We start from the raw sequence: 21,186 nt of genomic DNA, 5'->3' as shown, positions 1-21,186 counted from the left end.
TGTAACATCCTTGTGTTACAACGCCTGCAACCGCCGGGCCAAACGCAGTGCCCGGCGCAGGAAGTTCAGACTGTCCGCGCGAAGCGGACGGTCTGGCCCGTACAGCAGCCGTTCCCAGTCGGCTGCAAACCGCGCGATGTCCGCGCCGTCCGCGCCTGCGGCCAAAGCCGGTGACGCTGCATATTCACGCAGCGTCATACCCGGCGGCCGCGGGCCGTACCGGCGCGCGAGCGCGGCCCAGACCGGAGCGGCGGCGCGCAGCAACCGCTCGCGGTCTGGAAAGCTGTTGCGTGGCCACGCCAGCAGCAGCCCTAACCGCAGCGCGGGGCGTAGCCGCCGCATGCGGACCAGAGCAGCGGCGCCCAGCAGGGCCGCTGCCACAAGGGCTGCCGCGAGCCATGGCTCCACGGCAATGGCCCGTGCGCGGGCGAGCAGCCATGCGCCCGCGTAACCCAATCCGCCGCTCATATACGGCGGATTCTCCGCAACAGGCTGCGGCCCGGCGAGTGCTACGACACCTTCGCCCGCGCCTTGCGCCATGGTGAAGCCCGGCGTGGCCTCAAACGGCATCCAGCCTGCACCCGGAAAATATACCTCTACCCAGGAATGTGCATCTCCCTGTGAAATCACATACTGACTGGGCACATCCGGGTCAGCAACTCCGGGGCCAAAACCTTTAACCCAGCGTGCGGGGATGCCCTCTGCACGCAGCAACACAATCATAGCTGTAGAGAAATGATTGCAATACCCCTGCCGGGTGACGAATAGAAAATCATCCACAAAATCCGTTCCTCGCGGTGGCATACGGGTATCCAACGTATACTCGGCATGAGCAGCCAGATAAGTCTTGACGGCTTGCACAGCGTCATACCGGGTCTCACTGCCTTGAATGATTTCCTTGGCAAGCGTCTGCACTCTACCAGGGAGTGATGCAGGCAATTGCAGATAGTCCCTCCGAATGGCTGCCGGATCTTTCCCTTTATTCGTTTCCTTAAGCAGACGTAACTGTTCAGGTGTTGCGACAGGAACCATGACGTCTGCCGAATAATGTTTAACCATCTTATCGTTCCCTGAGCTCGCGAGCCACAATGTTGCCGAATCGCGGTTAGACAGCAAAGAAAACATGTTTTCCTGATTATCCTTGTTCTTATCCTGGAATGATACATTAACCGGTATGCCCCCGGTAAAGAGTGGATTTGGTCCTTTCCACTCTCGCTGCATCGTGACAGTTTGGCGAATGCGACTCCAATAGGTTGGATTCTCCCAACCATCAGCACGCAGCATTCCGGATGGACTTGCCGTTTCGAAGCTTTGACCCGGGTCACTCCAAGTACTACCGTTATAATATGAACGGGTCTCCCCTCGCCAATACGTCACTTTTGGACTCTTTGCTATAAAAAAGATGGAGTTGCCCTGCACCAACGGTGCTCCCATAGGCGCGTCCGCTGTGCTATATCCCGTGACTGCCGTTGCAGCAGGGATACTACTGTGCTGTGTATAACCTGCCCAGCGAGCTAGGCGTTCACCCATCTGCTCCAAAGATATGCGTTCCGGTTGAGGAATGGAAGCAAACTGGCCAGGTAACGCTGAGAGAAACACCATACCTGCGGAAGCAACGATAGTTACTGCACTCCAACGGCCATAGGGGCTGCCGCGATAACTCGGAGTCGTGACTCCTCCATTGAGACGTAGTAGCTGGAGCAGAGCCTGAATAAGAAAAGTCCATAGGACAGACCTTATTACAGAAGCATACACATCCAGCCCCGCAAAGGATTCAAGCAAAAGCAAATAGAGCAGTGTTGCACTGCCAAACAGCATAACGCTTCGACGTAACAATACAAGGGATTGCACAGAAGCCATGAGCATGCTCCAGCCGCACATCATGAACAATCCTCTCGTTTCTGTACTAATCGAGTGGAATCGCCAGTTATTTATAAACGTGTCCATATCCGCTGAAAATATTCCCGGATACGCGACGGCCCAACGGACAGGATCACTTCCTCCGTACATCAGACATAAAGCAGCGACTGCAATGAATAATCGGATCAGTACTCCGGTGATCCATCCTGTACGAATCAACCCCGCAAGCAACAATGCTCCCGTTAATCCCGCCATTACGGACAAGAACCGTTCACTGCCCTGCTGATCTGATGATGTAACCGGATATATCCACTCCAGAGACAGTATAAGTAAAATGGCCGAAATAAAAATTTTGTACAGGACAGGTACGCTAACATATCCCTCATCCTTTATGTCCGTCACAGAATTCTGGTTCACAGCTTTATAGACGGAATAGGCCGATTCTATTCTCGTACGGTCCGTTGACTCTAAGTCGGCCACAGTGGAATTGGGTTGCTGGTTACCATTACGCTCCCACATCCGTTACCTCCACCTTTCCCAATGAAGATAACGCAACGTCTGTAACCGCGTGGATCGGCACCCCGCTGTGACGAAGCCGCTCCAAACTTAAGCTGTCATATCCCAATCCATTCATCAATCTATCCGTTGATCCTAATTGGTTTTGATTCTGGTTTACTTCAGTCAATTGCACCTCTACACGATAACCCGACCCGATTGCAGTTATGATCCATTCGGCCAGAACCTGATCCATCTTACCTGTGAGTACCACAATTCGCGACCCGCTCGTTAGTCCATCCAGCATCTCCGTTCGAAGCGAAACAGAGCCTGATTGTGCTTTGGATATTCGTGCCCCCGCTAACTTGTCCAGTCCATGATTCTCATCATCTGCATGGAACGGCCCATGTTTCCATTGATCTTGTGCATCATAGTTCTTATCGCCGCCTTCCATCCACAGATGATAAGGAATGTCATCCCGTTCAGCGGTATGAATCCAGCGGGCAGCTGCACGAACCACTCGTTCAAAAGCAGGTGCATCCATGTTCTCCCGTTGTTTTACGTCATAACCCGACGCGCCTTCATACACAAGGATGCCGAGCGAAGCCAGATCCGTGGTATCAGGCAGAAAGGTCTGAAGTTTTCCCGTTTTGGCTGTACTTTTCCAATGAACTCGTCCCAGTGGGTCACCCTGCTGATATTCACGGAACTCAGGGCTACGGTTACCCTGGCTATTTCTTCGCTCTGACAGAGTCCCTTCGATCATCGCTGCGAATTCTACCGAATCACCCTTCCCCCAAGCTGTTGCTTGAGGAACAACAATCAAGGGGGTACCTCCCGCGGTCTCTGCGGAGAGGGTATTCCAGCCAAACATATCACCCCAGTACAATCTGCCCGTATCCCATCTGTAAACTCCTCTGCGTAACCCGGAACATTCATATTGATAGGAAAATTGTCGCCGTGTTCCCGGGAAAATCAATTTGCGATGAACACCTGCAGGTGTGTTCTCACACAGAACGATCCATAACAATGGAATACGGCAATTGAATTCCAGTTCGACTAGAACCCGTACCTGCTCGCCTGCCTCAATCCGGTTCGTGTGTATTTTCCGACGGATGTGAATACGCCGGGGTCCGAACCAATGGAGAAGCAGACCTCCTGTGAACATCAAGAAAGCTATAACGGATAGAAACAACGCCGCTTTGCCCCCATGCCATTGATACAAGGAAGCAAAAGCCACCACCAAGACAGCACTCACAATCCGTTGTCCCAGCGCAGTCATTGCCTCCGTCCCCTTCCCTGTGATGCCATCTGTACAGGTACCGGGACCGATGACAATGCTTCTTCAATGACTTGTACTTGCCCCCAAACCTCCGCTCTGTTCTGGGCCTTCAATTGAATACGGTGGGAAAGGACAGGCACAGCTACCTCTTTCACATCATCCGGAATGACATAACTGCGCCCTTGAAGATAGGCAAATGACTGCGCCGCAGCCATCCAGGCCAGTGTTCCACGCGGACTGATGCCCAGTCTGACCGCCGGAAGGCTGCGAGAGGCTACAGCAACAGCCACCAGATACTGTTTGACGACCGGATCAACATGTACCTGTTTGACTTCACGCTGCATGGCTACGACCTCTTCAGCAAGCAGGACAGGGCGAAGTTCATCAATCGCTTCTCTACCTTGCATGCGGATTAACAATTCCAATTCCTGTTCCGGATCAGGATACCCCAGTCCAATTCTCATGATAAATCGATCCAGCTGCGCTTCAGGCAGACGGTACGTACCTTCGAACTGTAACGGGTTCTGTGTCGCCAGCAGAAAGAACGGGCGTGGCAAGGCATAGGTTGTGCCATCAACCGTAATACGTCGTTCCTCCATTGCCTCCAGCAGGGCAGACTGAGTGCGTGGTGAAGCGCGATTTATTTCATCAGCCAGGACAACGTTGGACATGACGGGTCCGGGCCGAAACTTGAATTCAGCTGTATGTGGATGATAGATTGAAGTGCCCGTAACATCTGCCGGCATGACATCGGACGTGAATTGAATCCGGCCCATGGAGCAGTCCAGTGCAGAAGCAACGGCACGAACCAGCATCGTTTTCCCGGTACCCGGCACATCTTCCAGAAGTACATGACCTCCACTGAGCATTGCGGTAAGGACATAACGAATCTCTGTTTTTTTGCCAATAATCACACTCTCAACACGCTTCATGACCCTGTTTAACAATTCAACAGCATGTTCATGTTCCATTCGGATATAAGACATTTCTCTGATCTCCTTCCGTTCATCAGCATTCCTGAACCATAGTAATCTATGATTCAGTGTTGCCCGGAAGTAGAGAGAATAGTCCTGCAAGAATGACTTTCTTCAGATCATTTTATACTTAAATATGTTGTTCATTGCCGAAATGGATCTGGAAGTGCCCGCCTTTACCGTCCACTCTGCTTCATTACTGGTTAAGGAATTCACCCTCAACCCCATCTGCTCCAGTAGCTCACGTAACGGAACCCAGATGGTTCCACCTTGACTCTGTACTGCTCCCGTTTCAATTGCCCCTGTTGTTGTCAGTGTTCCGCTCACACTGTCTGCATGAATCGTTCTTTCCTTCCATACTGCTATGGCTGTCCTTGTTTCAGAGTCCCAGCGAGTGCTGCCCCCGAATTTTTTCATGAAAGTACGTAAAGGCACCATGATTCGCTGACCCTCCATGCGGAACTCGCCCGGTTGCAAGGTAGCCGCAGCCAATCCCACCTCTACCTTCAGCTTCTTGCTTGCAAGCCATAACGTCGCGTTCGCTTCTACATGCTCTGCGATCCAGGCCTTTCCCGGCGCCTTGCGGGCCTTATACTTACCATCTGGATGTACACGGAATTGAACTGGTTGATCCGTACTCTTTATGGTGTCAAAACGATATCCATGATCCCGATAATATTTGATAATACCCGGAAGTGCTTTTACCGTTTCAGCATGTGCACCACCGTCATGCATCAGGACAATGACCGAACGTGCTCCCGCAGGTACTTTGGTCGAATTGCTGAGGATCTCTTTGGCCGGAACACCTTTACGCTTGGAATCCCCACTATCGACGTTCCAGTCCATGACGGTGTACCCACCCAATTGCAGCAAATCAAAATAACTCTGGTCAAAATGCCCGTAGGTACCTCCTGGTGCTCGCACCAAATTCGGACGGAAACCGGTTATACGCTCCAGCACTTCCTCTGTCTGCTTGATCTGTTTCCAGAACACTTTAAAATCACTGTACAGCTGTTCATATTGATGATTAAACGTATGATTGCCCAAAGCATGTCCATCCTCCACAAGCCCCCGGATTAACTCCGGATAACGCTCTGCCTGCTCACCCAGCACAAAAAATGTGGCCAAAACCTTCTCCTTACGCAAAATATCCAATACTTCACGGGTATGCTTACCCGGTCCGTCGTCAAAACTCAGATAAACTACCTTGTCTTGAGTATTCTTATCTTCCGAGATTGGATCACCTGAGCCGGAAACAGAAGATGCATAAGCCGTGCCTGCATATACAGCAAATGCACATAACAATATCGCAATCCGCACGAGAATGACAGACCATTGTCCAGCTAAAAACGTATGTATGGATGTTGCAGAGTTTCCCCCTATTTCCTTGATTCTGAATTCCGGTCTCTGTACCATTTACGAATCGACCTCCACCGTCTCTAGTAATTTGCTGATAGATTTCAGCAGATTTGTTAGAATTATATGGAGGCTACATTGAAAAAAGACGTGATTTTGTTTAATATTTTTTCACAATTTGCTATGTAGCCTGATTGATTCTTCGCTTCAGATTAGGTAGCATAATGAACAGGCAGAACACATTAAAACACCTTGGAGAGTATTCATGCTCCCACCCCGTATTCAGGAGAGTGAAATCTATTGGAATTGCTTGAGAAGATCCAACATCTGTTTGGGTCCTACGGATACAGCGTTTTGTTTTTTGGCTTGTTGCTTGAATTCATCGCACTTCCCTTTCCTGGTGAAACAACGATGGCTTACGCAGGGTTTCTCTCCTACAAGGGGCATCTCGACTTTGGAATCCTCACCATACTGGCTTTTCTAGGGACAACGATTGGCATGACCATCACTTATTTTATTGGAGCCAAAGCAGGTCTGCCCTTTATAACACGATACGGAAAATGGTTTCTGCTGAAGCAGGACAAGCTCGATAAAACGCAAAAGTGGTTTGCCAAGTATGGTAATGCCTTAATCTTCATCGGTTATTTCATTCCGGGAGTAAGACATTTCACTGGATATTTCGCAGGCATAGCCGCTGTTCCCTTTCGCAAATTCGCTCTCTACGCCTATTCAGGCGCACTGTTCTGGGTTGTATTGTTTCTGGGCATTGGCAAAATATTTGGCCCTCAGTGGAACGCCGTATTCCATCTGGCTCATCAATATGCAGCATATATCGTGGGAGGAATCGGCCTATTGCTCATCGTAGCCGTACTCTATCGTTACCGCAAAGCATGGACAGCAAGATCCACCGTATCCAAGCCAGCCCCTGTTCGACAAAGACAAAAGTAAATTCGGACAAAAGTCCATCTATAATAAGCAGGCAAGGAGTTGCGAATAATCGCGGCTCCTTTTTTTTGTGATAATCCGAATTCATCCAGGTCATACTAACTTGAAAATATAGGGTGTATAGGGAGGTGAAGGTATGAGTGAATCGTCGCTGGAACGCCAAGATCAGAGGCAAATCTCTCCGGATCTAAGCGAAAATATGGAATACTGCAAGCAAGTGATGGGGAACAGCAACGACTTGATGATGCGCCCTCTCCAGTGTTTACATAAATGGCCTGCAGTCATGTTGTACATTGATGGATTAGTGGATGTGCAGATCCTGAATCACTCCATTATGGAATCATTATTGCAAAAGCGTGATCTCCCTGAATTCTCTGCAGACGATGAACATCTCAGCTACCTCCAGAATGATATCTTGATCGCCAGTGATGTATTGCTGGTCGATGATATGGATGAAGTAATGAATGCACTTCTTTCGGGATCAGCTATCTTACTGCTTGAAGGATCTGTACGAGGATTGAAGATTGGTGCAGCAGGCTGGGAAGATCGATCCGTTGGAGAACCTGTCTCCCAAACCGTCGTTAGGGGGCCTATGGAAGGCTTCAACGAAAACCTGCGTACCAACACATCATTGATCCGCAAACGAATCCGTAATCCTCATCTTTGGATCGAAGAAAGAGAAATAGGTCAGGTTACCAAAACCCGAGTGGCTGTGCTCTATCTGGAACATATCGTGGATCAGGAGATTGTAAAAGAACTGCGTCGAAGACTCGATGAGATCGATATCGACAGTATCCTTGAGAGTGGATATATCGAGGAACTTGTACAAGACGAAACCAGAACTTTATTCCCCACAGTTTACAATAGTGAACGTCCAGATACGGTTTGTGCTGCTTTGCTTGAGGGTAGAGTAGCCATCATCGTGGACGGTACGCCTTTTGTGCTGCTGGTTCCCGCCTTGTTCGTGCATTTCTTCCAATCGCCGGAGGATTACTATCAACGGGCCGATATCAGCACATTGATTCGCTTGATTCGTTATCTGTCCTTTTTTATCGCTTTACTAGCTCCATCCTTCTATATTGCCATTTCCACCTTTCACCAGGAAATGCTGCCGACCAACCTGCTCATCAGTCTGGCAGCCCAGCGTGAAGGCGTTCCTTTCCCCGCCTTCATTGAAGCCATACTGATGGAACTGACCTATGAAATTTTGCGAGAAGCAGGTATACGTATTCCGAAAACGGTCGGTCAGGCCGTTTCCATTGTCGGAACACTGGTCATTGGCCAAGCCGCCGTAGATGCAGGAGTTGTCTCCGCAGCAATGGTTATTATCGTCTCCATAACGGCCATATCCAGTTATGTCATTCCAGAGAATGGACTGTCTATCTCTGTCCGAATTTTGCGATTTGTATTGATGATACTCGCAGCAGCTTTTGGATTCTACGGTATTCTAATTGTTCTGCTCATTACGGTTACACACCTGTGCAGCTTGCGTTCTTTTGGCGTACCATATATGTCCCCCTTTGCACCTCTAATTCAGAAAGATCTGAAGGATACGCTGTTTCGTGTGCCCTGGTCCCGTATGAAAACACGGCCACTCTCTACGGGTACACCGAACAAAACCAGACAAACCACAAAAAAAACGAAGCGTTAATTCGGTAAGGAGAACAACGTATGAACAAGTGCTTCCGATTAATTGTATGCATTGCATTCCTACTCCCTCTCCTTACCGGATGCTGGGATCGCCAGGAGCTGAATGAACTTGGCATTATGCTGGGTCTTGGTGTAGACAAGGATGGCGATTTGATTAAAGTGAGCGCTCAGGTCGTTGTGCCAAATGAAGTTTCCTCCAAGTCAGGGGGAGGTAATGGCACTCCTGTCACGCTGTACGAAGCGTCCGCGTCCACGCTGTTTGAAGCAATTCAAAAGCTGACCGAGACAAGCCCACGCCGCATATTCATGGCACATATCCGTGTACTGGTGTTCGGAGAAGAATATGCACGCAAAGAGGGAATCTACGATGTCATAGAAGCGTTAATGCGAGAACCTACTGCCCGGCCCGATTATTACGTCATGGTCGCTCGGAAAACAACGGCTTCCAAAGTACTGGACACACTTACTCCACTGGAGAATTTACCTGCAGAAAAGTTGTTTAATTCTCTGGACGTATCTGCCAAAACCTGGTCACCTACAACGACTGTAACTGGTGATCAGTTAATGGAATATATGCTGGCTCCCGGGATACAACCCGTAATCACCGGTGTAGAGGTTTTTGGCAATTCAGAGAGAAGCGGAAGCAAAGACAATATTGCGACGATCAAGTCCACAGCTCGTCTAGTTTCAACGGGATTGAGTGTCTTCAAAAAGGACAAACTGATTGGCTGGTTAACGGAAGATGAATCCAAAGGGTACAACTATATCCGCGACAATGTCGTATCTACCATAGGTCACTTGCCTTGCCGAAAAGGAGGAAATGTGACTTTTAAAACCCTTCGCACCAAGACTCAACGAAAAGCAAAGGTCATTGATGACCAACCTGTGATCCACATCAAAATAAAAAATGTGTCTTCCATAGGTGCAGTAGAGTGTGGAGTCAGAATTGGTTCGATGAAAACACTCAAAGAGTTGGAAAAGGACAGTGAGGATGGACTGATAGACCTGATGGAAAAATCCGTGAATTCAGTGCGGCGAAAGTTCCATATTGACATTTTTGGATTCGGTCAGGAAGTGTATCATGCCGATCCTAAATTTTTCAAAAAGATTGAGAAGGATTGGGATCAATATTTTGAAAATTTGGATGTTAAGTATGAAGCCAATGTACAGATCAAACGTGTAGGTACACTGGATGATTCATTCAAGGAGGATTTGAAGGAGTGAGACCGGATGTTGATTACAATTACTGTCATTGTCATAGGGGGCCTCGTAGGCTTGTTTGATCTTCCAGGTCTCATCCGTCGCAAGGAATGGAGGGAAACAGCTGTGTACAGCGGAATGCTCGTCATAGCCACGGGGTTCAGTGTGATTGCAGCTAACCTGTGGGATTTCCCCAGTCCGCTCTATATCATCATGTGGATCTATGAACCTGTTAATCAATTCCTGGCACATCTGACGGGAACCTAGAAAAAGGAGAGGACCATTATGCTGGAACAGGGGCGCCTTGGAACAAGACAATTGACCACGCTCATCTTTATGATGGTGGTCGGGGATATGATGCTGATCTACCCCTCGGTCATCACGTCCTATGCCAAACAAGACTCCTGGATTTGTGCTTTTATAGGCGTTCCTCTGGGGATGGCACTGATGGCCATGTTCCTGAAGCTATGTAGCATGCACCCAGAAAAAAATCTGGTGCAGATGGCACGAAGCATTCTAGGGTTCTGGCCAGGTACTTTCTTTTCCTGCCTCTACCTGTTCTTTTTCATTATTGGTGCTTCCACGCATACGAGAGAAGTCGGCGATTTCATGACCACTCAAATCTTCCCGTACACTCCCATTCGCATCATCATTCTGATGTTTGTCATCGTGATCGCCTGGGGAGTGTCTCACGGATTAGAGACGATGGGGCGAAGCAGTGAACTACTGATGCCCGTCGTTATTGTGTTTATTGTCGTCCTTGCAGTCTGCCTGCTTCCTCAGATTGATACTAGAAATTTGAAGCCAGTAAGTGATACGGGTGTTGTCTCTATCTCGCAAGGCATTCTGGTAAGCATTATATATCCGATCGGTGAAGTCGTTCCCATCATGATGATACTACCCTATGTTGCCAAGCAGGCTCATCGAACACGGGACGTAATTATTGCAGCTGGTTTAGGCAGCTTGGTATTGGCAACGCTCGTTACCATATCTCTGCTGGTCTTGGGTGCCTTTCTTACGCAACATAACATATATGCTTCTTTTGTTTTGTCCCAGAAAATTAGTATTGGGAGCTTTTTTGAACGTATTGAAGCCATTATGGCTTCTTCCTGGCTGATCTCTACGTACTTCAAAGCGATGATATACTTATACGCCTTTATTGTTGGTTGTGCGGAACTGTTCAAGCTTAAGCAGTATCAGATGCTGGTACTCCCTGCGTCCTTACTTGTGTTCGGATTAGCCAATCTGATCTCACCAAGCATTACTTTTATCGTGATCACCATTGTTCCATATTGGGTAGACTGGGATACCACACTGGGGATCATTCTGCCGGGCTGTCTTCTGCTGATACAATTGCTCAAGTCTTACAGAAAATCATCTGTTACTCCAAACAATTCCTCACAGGAATGAGTGCTTTTTTTGAGGGAAGGAGCCTGGTGTGGATGGAAAGATGGATTTCATCCATGAATATCATCCATGCTGAATATAGAGAAGGAGAACGGTGTCTATGTTAATTAAGGAGAAAATCACCATTAGGCAATTTGCAGTCCTTACCTTTCTCGTCATGATTGGGGACATGATTCTACTCTATCCCTCCGTGGTTACTGCTTCCGGTAAACAGGATGCATGGATCTGTTCTCTTATCGGTCAACCGATCGGCATACTTATCATGTGGGTGCTATACAAACTTCATCAGACACACCCTGATCTTTCCCTTATTGAAATCTGCCAAAAAATACTTGGCCGGTGGGCAGGGTCTGTTTTAGCAGCTGCATATCTATTTTATTTCGCCATAGGCGCTGTCATATGTATCCGTGAAGTCGGTGACTTCATGACCACACAGATCTACCTTCAGACCCCCATCCGGGTCATTCTAATTATCCTTATGTGCGCTCTGGTCTGGGGGCTTATGCATGGTTTGCATACAATAGGAGGAAGCAGTGAAATGCTGACTCCAATCGTTGTTGCATTTATGATTCTATTATTTCTGGGGCTGATGCCCAAAGTAAACAGTTCAAATCTACAGCCTTACTTGGACACCCCTTGGCTTCATCTGATGCAGTCTGTCATTAGAGGGGCATTCACTTCCTTTGGTGAACTCATCGTGATCACCATGGTTCTTCCTTATGTGATGGCCGGGCCTCACATCAAACGTGACATGTTACTCGCTACTTTATGTGGAGGGCTGTTACTAACCACATTGTTGGTCATTTCACTGATGATATTTGGCCCCTTTCTGACCCAACACGACATCTACATCTCCTACACCCTGTCCCAAAAAATTAATATCGGCAACTTTTTCGAGCGAATTGAGGCGTTCATGGCGACTGCTTGGTTAATTGCTACCTATTTCAAGAGTCTGCTGTATATGTTCTCCTTTGTCGTTGGAACAGCTCAGCTATTTCGGTTAAAGACATATAAACCTCTCATCCTGCCATCAGCGATGTTATTATTCGCGTTAGCTGTACTGATTTCTCCCAATGTCATTTTCTACACCAATACGATCATGCCCGCTTGGGTGGATTGGGATATCACGGTAAGCTTTATTATTCCGCTATTCCTACTGCTTGTGCATCGACTTCGTTCGGGCAAGAGCAAGAACAATTCAACCAATCATAAACGATTGCCCACCTAAAAAGGCTGTGTTCACGGTAAATTCCGCGAAGCACAGCCTTTAATGATGAAACGGTTAAGATGTATTTATTCACACATGTCTAGTTCATTAATTACAATGTCTTCAAAGCCTCAAGCGCAGCCTCGATATGTCCTTTGACCCGAACCTTGGACCAGTCCTTGATCAATTTCCCTTCTTCATCAATCAGAAAAGTGGAGCGAACCATACCCATGTACTCTTTGCCATACATTTTCTTCAGCTGCCATACCCCGTATTGCTCGGCTACAACGTGCTCTTCATCCGATAACAAAGTGAACGGAAGTCCATATTTGGCAATAAACTTGTCATGTTGTTTCATCGGATCGGTGCTGATTCCGAGAATGACCGTGTTCAGCCCTTCAAATTCAGCATGTCGATCCCGGAAATCACAAGCCTGTTGCGTACAGGACGAAGTCATATCCTTGGGGTAAAAATAAAGCAGTACCCGCTGTCCGCGGTAATCCGAAAGCTTTACCGATTCTCCCGTACTGGACGGAAGTTCAAAATCCGGTGCCAATTCGCCTACAACTAACGTCATGTCAGTTCCTCCCTAATCTCCCCCATGAAATGCTATAGGGCGTTATTATGAACCTGCTCCGCGATACCGCTTCACGCCAAAATTCCACAACAGCAAGCCCATGGAGCCAAACACCAATCCCATCACAGGTGTAAGCAGCGCCATGCGATGCATCTCAGACCTCTCCAGGAACAACGCTGCGGGATATATCCCCACGAAGGCAAACGGAATGATCCAGGTTAACAGTACCTGAATGGCACGGTTATAAATCGTTACCGGGTAGCGTCCATATCCTTGAATGTTATACATCAACGGCAGGATACCTGTTGGCGCGTCTGAATAAAAGGATAGTGAAGTCAATGTGGTGTAGATGCCCGCATAGATCATGACTGAGCTGAGTGCCAAAATAATCAAGGCAGGGATATGCCACCACTCCAGCATCAGACCCATCTCTGCGCCACTGAAGATCATGATGATCAGGCCGATAAACGAACCCACGAGTGCAGGCGGATCTACATTTTCAAGCAATATCTGGAACAGGTTATGTGCAGGACGTGTCAGGATCCGATCCATCTCACCTTTGACGATGTATCGCTCACTGAATCCCCACAGATTGATAAAACAACTGAAGATGCCATAGGGCACCATAAAATATCCATAAACAAAGAGCACTTCACTCTCACTCCAGCCGCCAAGGTTATCCGTATGGCGAAAGACCACAAAGATAAAGATCAGGTTGGTTGCCTGGAACAGCAGATCCGATAGGATCTCCACCCAGAAATCAGCACGGTACGTGAGTCGTGTTTTCATGTAATTTTTCAAATATTCCCAGATCAGACCCATATAGTACATATCTGTTATCCCCCTTGCACGAACAGACGCTTGCGCGCCTTACGCCAGATCAATACCATCGGAAGCAGCAGTACGGCAAACCAGAACACCTGAATACCGAGTACACTCCAGATGGCGGTACCTTCCACTCTTCCAGTGAACACAGAACCGGGCAGATACGTAATGGCCTGAAAAGGCAATACTTTCATCACCGCAGACATCCAGCCTGGATACAGGCTGATCGGGATGATTAGACCGGAGAACAAATCAACCACGACGCGTTTCATACGCATCATGCCTTCATTGTTTTCCACAAAGAATGCCGCCAGTCCCGTTATCACATTAATCTGGGAATTAATGAGGAAACTGAAGAACAGCATGACGAGAAAGCCAATCCACGCCGATGGCGCCGTAGGCAATTCAACCGGGAACAGCAGAATGGCAATGAGCATCCCCGGAATCATGAGCAGCAGGAAGCGGAAAATACCTTCCCCAAGACCCTGCATCATTTTGACCATAACGTAATTGATCGGCCTGATGAATTGAATCGCAATGGAGCCATCCCGTATATCTGCGGCAATCTCCCGGTCCAGGTTGTTAAAGTAAAAGGCACGTGCCATCCAGGATACAGCGATGTAAGTGGTCATCTGCGCTGCCGTGAAGCCGCCGAGTTCACCACTGCTACCGTAAATAGCTTGCCAGGTAAAGTAATACACGCCGATATTCAGCGTATATATCAAAATGCCGGAGTAATAATTCACCCGGTATGCCAGCATCGTTAGAAAACGGATGCGCATAAAATCAATAAATGCACTATTCATCTCAGGATACACCCACCGCTTCTTTCCCTGCTCCCACAATCTCGGGACGCTCGGCGGAACCGGATTGGTAAATACTGCGCACAATCTCATCCGTGTTAATCTCAATAATCTGAATATCGGTAATATCAGCTTGTCCAACGACACGTCCGAGTACATCCGAAACATTCAGTTCAAGCGGAATCCATACGGATGCGGACAATTCATTCTCAACCGTCCAACGTACAGGCAACGCAGCAGTCCATTCCTGCATCTGACTGATGTTGTGAGCTGAACCAAATTTGAAACGGATCTCCCGCTCCTTACCCCACTGGGATTTGAGATGATCCAGACCTCCATCATAAATGATGTTGCCTGCATCAAGCATGATGACCCGGGAACACAGTGCCTCAATGTCCTGCAAATCGTGGGTTGTGAGCAGAATGGTCGTTCCATACTCCTTGTTCATGTCTTTCAAGAAATCCCGAATTTCCGACTTCACCACAATATCCAAACCAATAGTTGGCTCGTCCAGAAAAACAATACTCGGGTTATGCAATAATGCTGCAACTAACTCACAGCGCATGCGCTGACCGAGACTGAGCTTCCGTACCGGACGGCTTAGCAGGTCCTGAAGCTGCAACCGCTCAACCAGTTCATCCAGCCGTTTGCGGAAATCGACCTCTCCGACACGATATACTTTGCGCAATAAATGGAAGGATTCGATAACGCCAATATCCCACCACAATTGACTGCGCTGACCAAAAACAACACCAATATTCTGTACAAACTTCTCCCGTTCCTGATACGGAACATATCCACCAACCGATATTTGCCCTGAAGTAGGCACCAAAATGCCGGTCAACATCTTGATCGTTGTTGATTTACCGGCACCGTTCTCCCCAATATATCCGCATATTTCGCCCTGCGGAATCTGAAATGAAATATCATTTACAGCCAATACCTCTTGGTATTGACGTGCAAACAGGTCCTGGAACGCGCCCTTCAGCCCACCTCGGCTTTTCTGGACGCTAAACGACTTGCGCAAATCTTTGACATCAATCGCCAGCATGATTATACCTCACTTGGATTTTGTTGAAATTGCTTGTAGCCCAAAAAGAAATTATAATGGTATCAGTCAAAATTCAGCAAGCTTTAAAATAGTCTGGAGCCGCGTCCTGCCCTTATGTTGGGAAAAGACGTGTACGGAAAGCTCCGACTAGATCTTACTTGAATACTCGAACTCGTTTTTTTATTTCATCTCAAATACAAAGGAGAGCTAGCATGACCAGAAAGACGAAGAGAACCATATGGATTTCTCTTGCCGCCTTCGTGTTAATTATTGGAGGAGCAGCGGCATATTATTTCGGTTCTATTCTCAATCAGTTGGACGGTTTGGCAAAGGACGGCGACGATTCACCATTTGCAGGCATCGAAAATGTGGAGAAAGTAAATACGCCTGACCCACCCAAATGGGAAGGCACAGAAACGGTAAATATTCTCGTTATGGGTGTCGATGCACGTGGATTGAAAAAAGGTGAAGTTCCTCGCTCCGACAGCATGATGGTTGTATCGCTCGACCCACTGACCAAAAAAATCAATCTGTTCTCCATTCTGCGCGACACTTACGTCAATATTGACGGATATGGCAAGGAGCGGATCAACACCGCTATCACCCATGGCCCTAATGCAGCGATGCAAGCTGCCGGCGACCTGCTCGGCATTCCTGTACAGTATTATGTGTATACGGATTTCCAGGGATTCATCAAATTGGTGGATGCCGTTGGCGGTGTTGATTTTGATGTGGAGAAAGACATGCACTATACAAGTAAAGCAGACAATAACGAATACGATATTGATCTCAAAAAAGGATATCAGCATCTGGATGGCGAGACAGCGCTCATGTACGTTCGTTTCCGTCATGATGCGATGTCGGATTTCGCTCGGTCCGAACGTCAGCGTGAATTGCTGAAAGCTGTAACAGCGAAAATGCAGTCAACAACTACCATTGCCAAACTGCCTGCCATTCTGGAACAGGTTAATCCTTACGTAGATACAAATCTAACACTCTCCGACATGTGGAAGCTGGGTGGACTCGGATACCAGAGCAGCATGAACGGCAGTGAGCAGATTCCGCCAATGAACCTGCTGAAAGAAGAACGTACAGCAGGCGGTGCGCAAGTATTGACGGTTACCAATGAAGAGAAATTGAAGCAGCATATTCAGGATATTATTCACCCGCCTGCTACAACGGATGATAGTACAACCAGCACCGAAGATAAAACAGCCAGTGGTGACGATCAGAAGTCAGAGCAACCGGCTCAGTAATCTACACATGCAGAGGGCAGCCATTCGCTGCCCTCTCGTTGTGCCCGGCTATACTATTATGAGAAAATCATCATATCGAAAGGAAGTTATCTTATGAATACATCACGTTCCCGTTCCGAACTTCTATACGCAGAAGCACTTGAACATATTGTTGGGGGTGTTAACAGCCCTTCACGCTCTTTTAAAGCCGTTGGTGGGGGTGCACCTGTATTTATGAAAAAAGCTCAAGGGGCCCACTTCTGGGATGTTGATGACAACCGTTATATTGACTATCTGGCCGCTTACGGTCCAATTGTTACAGGACATGCTCATCCGCATATTACACAGGCCATTACGGAAGCAGCGGCAAATGGCGTGCTGTACGGTACCCCGACTGAACTTGAGATCAAGCTCGCCAAAATGTTGAAGGAAGCTATCCCTTCCATGGATAAAGTTCGTTTTGTAAACTCCGGTACGGAGGCGGTCATGACTACGATTCGGGTCGCTCGTGCCTACACCAAACGCAACAAGATCGTAAAATTCGCCGGATGTTACCATGGTCACTCCGATCTGGTGCTTGTCGCTGCCGGTTCAGGCCCGTCCACGCTCGGAATTCCCGACAGCGCGGGAGTTCCAGCCAGTATTGCACAAGAAGTCATTACTGTTCCCTACAATGATCTGGAAGCCCTGAAGGATGCTTTGGAGCGCTGGGGTGATGATGTTGCCGCGGTCATGGTTGAGCCGATCGTTGGGAACTTCGGTATGGTTATGCCGGAGCCTGGCTTCCTGGAAGGTCTCTGTGCCATGACACGGGCCAACGGCTCCCTGGTTATCTATGACGAAGTCATTACGGCTTTCCGTTTCCATTACGGTTCTACACAGACATATGCCGGACTCGATAACCATGCGGAGATTGAACCGGATCTGACGGCTCTTGGTAAAATTATTGGTGGCGGCCTGCCAATCGGTGCTTACGGCGGACGCAAACACGTTATGGAGCAGGTTGCTCCGCTTGGGCCGGCTTATCAGGCGGGAACGATGGCTGGTAACCCTGCATCCATCTCGGCTGGTATCGCATGTCTGGAGGTCCTGCAAGGCGCGGGTGTATACGAAGAGATGGAACGTCTTGCTATCGACCTAACGGCAGGTCTGCAAGCTTCCGCTGACCGTCATGGCATTGCACTGACGATCAACCGGATCCGCGGTGCGTTCTCCACTCATTTCTGTGACCATCCGGTTACGAATTATGATCATGCTCAAGACACGGATGGAGAGCTGTTTGCTTCCTTCTTCCGTCACATGCTGAACCGTGGCATTAACCTGGCTCCATCCAAATATGAGGCCTGGTTCCTGACCACGGCTCATACAGACGAGGATGTTCAGGCTACATTGGAAGCCGCAGAAGCTTCCTTCAAAGCGATGGCTCAAGAATAAATTAGATTATTTCCACTCACAATGTAGCGTACAAGCTGCATCGTTGATAGATAGCAACTCAAGGAAAAGGCGTCCAACAAGTGATCAACTTGTGTGGACGCCTTTTGTTATTATATACAGACAGTGGTGAGTGGCCAATACGACTAGATAGATGCTGAGTGTAACAACTATATGCGTATTATTGTAATGGCCTTGCTGTTATAGCTTTGTCTTTATCTCTGCCTGATCTGAAGTTTCAAAATTTCCTCCCGGATCTTCTGTATCCCTTCTTCGATTCGCTGCTTCGGCACATTGGAGATGTTCAAGCGCAGCATCTGATCCTGATGCACCTGATATGTTCCCTCCGGATAATACCGTTCTGTCGTATCAGCGATGACTCCGCGCTTTTGAAGCCGGGACAGCAGAACACGAAGCGGCATATCACCCGCTAAAGGTAATACGGTATGCTCCCCTCCTGTTCGAGGAGCGTCCATAAATGGAGCAAAGTCTGGATATGAGTCCAGTTGCTCATGCACCGTGTGCATCCGGGCAGCATAGCGGTTACGAATCACTTTCCTGTGATGAGCAAACATTCCGCTGTGGACATAGATCTCCAGAGCAGCTTGAGACAGAACAGAAGTGTCGATATCGAGCATTTTTTTGTAAGCCCCAAAAGATTGAATTAGTGGTGAGGGCAGAACAGCTACACCAATGCGCAGACCTGGAAACAAAATTTTGGAGTAACTCTTCAGATAGATGACCCGACCTTCGGTATCATAGGACCATAGCGGGTCCTGTTTCGTATTGTCCTCCAGATCAGCCAGATAATCGTCCTCCACCAGATAGACATCGTACCGCTGAGCAAGCCGGATCAGTCTCTTCTTGTCAGCAACAGTCAACGATGTGCCAATCGGATTGTGAAAGCGCGGCATGACATAGAAAAACTTAATATCTTCCTCAGCGAACTGACGTTCAAGCGATGCCCAGTCCAGCCCATCCAGGGCACGTCTCACACCGGCAATCGGCACATTTAATCCACTCAGTAGCGAGGGCATATTGTGATAGGTCGGTAGTTCAAGCAATACTTTTCTCTTTCCATTGGGAAAAGGCATTAATGCAAGTACAGCCAGCGCCTGTTGCACACCTGATGTAATAAAGAACTGCTCTGTTCTCGCAAACACCTGATAATCCGCAAACTGCTTCTGCAACAGCAGAATTAGCGAAGGTAATCCCTGATCCGTGCCATACATAAATAACTCTGCCTGCTTCTTATCCATCGCCAGATCCACACAGTGACGAAAGTCTGCATAAGGGAACACCCTTGGATCAGGGGCAGCCGAAGCGAAGTCCAACGATCCCTGCCAGTCCATATCCTGAGCACCTGTCCCATTCTGTACGGCATAATAACCGGATTGAGGTATGGCGTACACCAAATGCCGCTGTTCCAACCACTCATATGCACGAATTGCTGTGCTTACACTGCATTGATACTGTTCAGCTACAACTCGAACGGCTGGCAATCGAATGCCCTTATCTGCCCACTGGCGACGATCCTGCTGCTGCATCTGTTCTTGAATCCATTGCTTTAATGCTCCCGCAATCACTTCGTATTTTCTCAATGCACCCATCCTCTCCAATAACTGTACCGATACAGTTAAACCTTTTATCTATTGTAGCACGATGCACCTGGCAGTATATTGAATAAGGCCAGCACATACCTCGAACCTGACATAATTCGGGATAATGAAAGATAAAGCACTATGACTACTGTATTGGAGGAGCATATATGAACACAGCACAAACTCGGGGATACGCTTATATCGCTGCTGTATTGTACGCGGCTATTATCGGTCTATCTTTTTTATTTGTTAAAATGACTGTCACTGTTGCACATCCGATTGATGTGCTTGCCCACCGATTCGCCCTATCGCTGATCGTTGTCAGCATTCCTGTCATTTTTGGTTGGATCAAGATCCGACTGAGCCTTCGTGATCTGTGGCGAATCATTCCACTGGGGCTGTTATCTCCCGTCCTATTTTTTGCCTTTCAAGCCTTTGGACTCGTATCTTCCAACTCATCGGAAGCCGGTATTATTCAGGCTATGGCCCCTGTATTCACACTCGTTCTGGCTTCAGTTTTCCTGAAGGAACGCACATCCACGATGCAGAAGTTGTTCCTGCTTCTGTCTGTCGCTGGAGTGGTTTTTATTTTCATGATGCAAGGAAGCGGCGTATCTATGAGTAACCTGAAGGGCATTGCATTATTGCTACTATCCACGGTATGTTTTGCAGGGTATGGTGTGCTTGCAAGACCATTAACCCAGAAGTATAAACCAATGGAATTAACTTGGGTCACACTGATGGTTGGCTGTATTGTATTTAACGCCGCTTCCCTGATCCGACATGCGTCCAACGGCTCCATGATGGACTATATCAAACCGCTTGGAGATACATCCTACCTGGGTGCACTCGCTTATCTGGCGATCCTCTCCACCATGATCTCCACCCTGCTCGCGAGCTATGCCCTGACCCATCTGGAGGCTTCGCAAATGAGTGTATTCAGTAATCTGTCCACGCTCATCTCCATCGTAGGAGGTGCATGGATATTGCATGAACCAGTGGGTAGCCATCACTATATTGGTGCATTGTTGATTATCGCCGGTGTGTTTGGCACCAATATGAGCGGTCGCAAACATAGGCTGGTCAGTGGGATAAAAGCATGATTCCCCATATTGAGACAGCGCGGAAGTTGGTTCGCCGGTTCAACGAGTTATACGCTCCCATCCTCCCCAACCCCCGCATTTTGACTGGAGAGCGGCTCGGGAAACGATCTTAGAGGTAAAAGAAGCCATGGGTATTCGTTATTTCGACTGACGGTATGAAGCGCTCCAATCACGTTAACACTGC

At 48.2% G+C, this 21,186-nt stretch carries 18 protein-coding genes; 9 read left to right on the top strand and 9 right to left on the bottom strand.

Annotation, left to right across the window (positions count from 1 at the left end; genetic code table 11):
• Positions 1-15: 15 nt before the first annotated feature.
• The 4 genes from V6668_RS03750 to V6668_RS03735 all read right to left on the bottom strand — a co-directional run bounded on the left by V6668_RS03750 (position 16) and on the right by V6668_RS03735 (position 6,027).
• Entirely contained in the window at positions 16-2,379 is a 2,364-nt protein-coding gene (locus V6668_RS03750) for a transglutaminase-like domain-containing protein (RefSeq protein ID WP_338707738.1), read from the bottom strand.
• On the bottom strand, positions 2,366-3,637 hold the full coding sequence (locus V6668_RS03745) for a DUF58 domain-containing protein (RefSeq protein ID WP_338707737.1): 1,272 nt from the start codon (positions 3,635-3,637) through the stop codon (positions 2,366-2,368). The genes V6668_RS03750 and V6668_RS03745 overlap by 14 nt, the downstream gene beginning before the upstream one ends.
• Positions 3,634-4,623, bottom strand: a complete 990-nt coding sequence (locus tag V6668_RS03740) for a MoxR family ATPase (protein WP_338707736.1) — start codon at positions 4,621-4,623, stop codon at positions 3,634-3,636. The genes V6668_RS03745 and V6668_RS03740 overlap by 4 nt, the downstream gene beginning before the upstream one ends.
• Before the next feature lie 102 nt (positions 4,624-4,725).
• Positions 4,726-6,027 carry a polysaccharide deacetylase gene (locus tag V6668_RS03735; protein WP_338707735.1) on the bottom strand — a complete coding sequence of 434 codons (1,302 nt, stop codon included), beginning with the start codon at positions 6,025-6,027 and terminating at the stop codon, positions 4,726-4,728.
• 240 nt (positions 6,028-6,267) lie between these two features.
• On the opposite strand from V6668_RS03735, the gene V6668_RS03730 reads away from it, so the two are divergent.
• From V6668_RS03730 to V6668_RS03705, 6 genes are all read left to right on the top strand, one after another.
• Entirely contained in the window at positions 6,268-6,915 is a 648-nt protein-coding gene (locus V6668_RS03730) for a DedA family protein (RefSeq protein WP_017690726.1), read from the top strand.
• 133 nt (positions 6,916-7,048) lie between these two features.
• Positions 7,049-8,563, top strand: coding sequence for a spore germination protein (locus V6668_RS03725; protein ID WP_051447346.1), 1,515 nt, complete (start codon positions 7,049-7,051; stop codon positions 8,561-8,563).
• 20 nt (positions 8,564-8,583) lie between these two features.
• Positions 8,584-9,786, top strand: coding sequence for a Ger(x)C family spore germination protein (locus V6668_RS03720; RefSeq protein WP_338707734.1), 1,203 nt, complete (start codon positions 8,584-8,586; stop codon positions 9,784-9,786).
• Positions 9,787-9,792: 6 nt separating this feature from the next.
• On the top strand, positions 9,793-10,029 hold the full coding sequence (locus V6668_RS03715) for a hypothetical protein (protein WP_338707733.1): 237 nt from the start codon (positions 9,793-9,795) through the stop codon (positions 10,027-10,029).
• A gap of 18 nt (positions 10,030-10,047) precedes the next feature.
• Complete coding sequence (locus tag V6668_RS03710) at positions 10,048-11,172, top strand: endospore germination permease (protein ID WP_338707732.1); 1,125 nt, start codon at positions 10,048-10,050, stop codon at positions 11,170-11,172.
• 97 nt (positions 11,173-11,269) lie between these two features.
• Complete coding sequence (locus tag V6668_RS03705; protein WP_036668207.1) at positions 11,270-12,397, top strand: GerAB/ArcD/ProY family transporter; 1,128 nt, start codon at positions 11,270-11,272, stop codon at positions 12,395-12,397.
• 91 nt (positions 12,398-12,488) lie between these two features.
• Here the strand turns inward: V6668_RS03705 and bcp are convergent, their stop codons facing one another.
• Genes bcp through V6668_RS03685 form a run of 4 tightly spaced genes read right to left on the bottom strand, consistent with a single transcriptional unit; the run spans position 12,489 to position 15,632 of the window.
• Complete coding sequence (bcp, locus tag V6668_RS03700) at positions 12,489-12,953, bottom strand: thioredoxin-dependent thiol peroxidase (protein WP_338707731.1); 465 nt, start codon at positions 12,951-12,953, stop codon at positions 12,489-12,491.
• 45 nt (positions 12,954-12,998) lie between these two features.
• Positions 12,999-13,784, bottom strand: a complete 786-nt coding sequence (locus tag V6668_RS03695) for an ABC transporter permease (protein ID WP_036614076.1) — start codon at positions 13,782-13,784, stop codon at positions 12,999-13,001.
• 5 nt (positions 13,785-13,789) lie between these two features.
• Complete coding sequence (locus V6668_RS03690; protein WP_036614077.1) at positions 13,790-14,584, bottom strand: ABC transporter permease; 795 nt, start codon at positions 14,582-14,584, stop codon at positions 13,790-13,792.
• Position 14,585: 1 nt separating this feature from the next.
• The gene (locus V6668_RS03685) at positions 14,586-15,632 is read right to left on the bottom strand and encodes an ABC transporter ATP-binding protein (RefSeq protein ID WP_127550908.1); all 1,047 of its coding nucleotides are present in this window, start codon (positions 15,630-15,632) and stop codon (positions 14,586-14,588) included.
• Between the two features lie 212 nt (positions 15,633-15,844).
• On the opposite strand from V6668_RS03685, the gene V6668_RS03680 reads away from it, so the two are divergent.
• Together V6668_RS03680 and V6668_RS03675 are read left to right on the top strand one after the other, a co-directional pair.
• Positions 15,845-16,888 carry an LCP family protein gene (locus tag V6668_RS03680; protein WP_047841428.1) on the top strand — a complete coding sequence of 348 codons (1,044 nt, stop codon included), beginning with the start codon at positions 15,845-15,847 and terminating at the stop codon, positions 16,886-16,888.
• Positions 16,889-16,981: 93 nt separating this feature from the next.
• Positions 16,982-18,301: a glutamate-1-semialdehyde 2,1-aminomutase gene (locus tag V6668_RS03675; RefSeq protein ID WP_074093436.1), complete on the top strand. Its 1,320-nt coding sequence runs from the start codon at positions 16,982-16,984 to the stop codon at positions 18,299-18,301.
• Positions 18,302-18,513: 212 nt separating this feature from the next.
• Here V6668_RS03675 and V6668_RS03670 read toward each other — a convergent pair whose 3' ends face one another.
• On the bottom strand, positions 18,514-19,908 hold the full coding sequence (locus V6668_RS03670) for a PLP-dependent aminotransferase family protein (RefSeq protein ID WP_338707730.1): 1,395 nt from the start codon (positions 19,906-19,908) through the stop codon (positions 18,514-18,516).
• 158 nt (positions 19,909-20,066) lie between these two features.
• Here V6668_RS03670 and V6668_RS03665 point away from each other — a divergent pair, with 158 nt between their 5' ends.
• Positions 20,067-21,002, top strand: coding sequence for a DMT family transporter (locus V6668_RS03665; protein WP_338707729.1), 936 nt, complete (start codon positions 20,067-20,069; stop codon positions 21,000-21,002).
• The last annotated feature ends 184 nt before the right edge of the window (positions 21,003-21,186 follow it).

The sequence above is a fragment of the Paenibacillus amylolyticus genome (assembly GCF_036894225.1).
In the GTDB taxonomy this organism is placed as follows: domain Bacteria; phylum Bacillota; class Bacilli; order Paenibacillales; family Paenibacillaceae; genus Paenibacillus; species Paenibacillus amylolyticus.
This window is presented reverse-complemented; position numbering and strand designations above follow the sequence as displayed.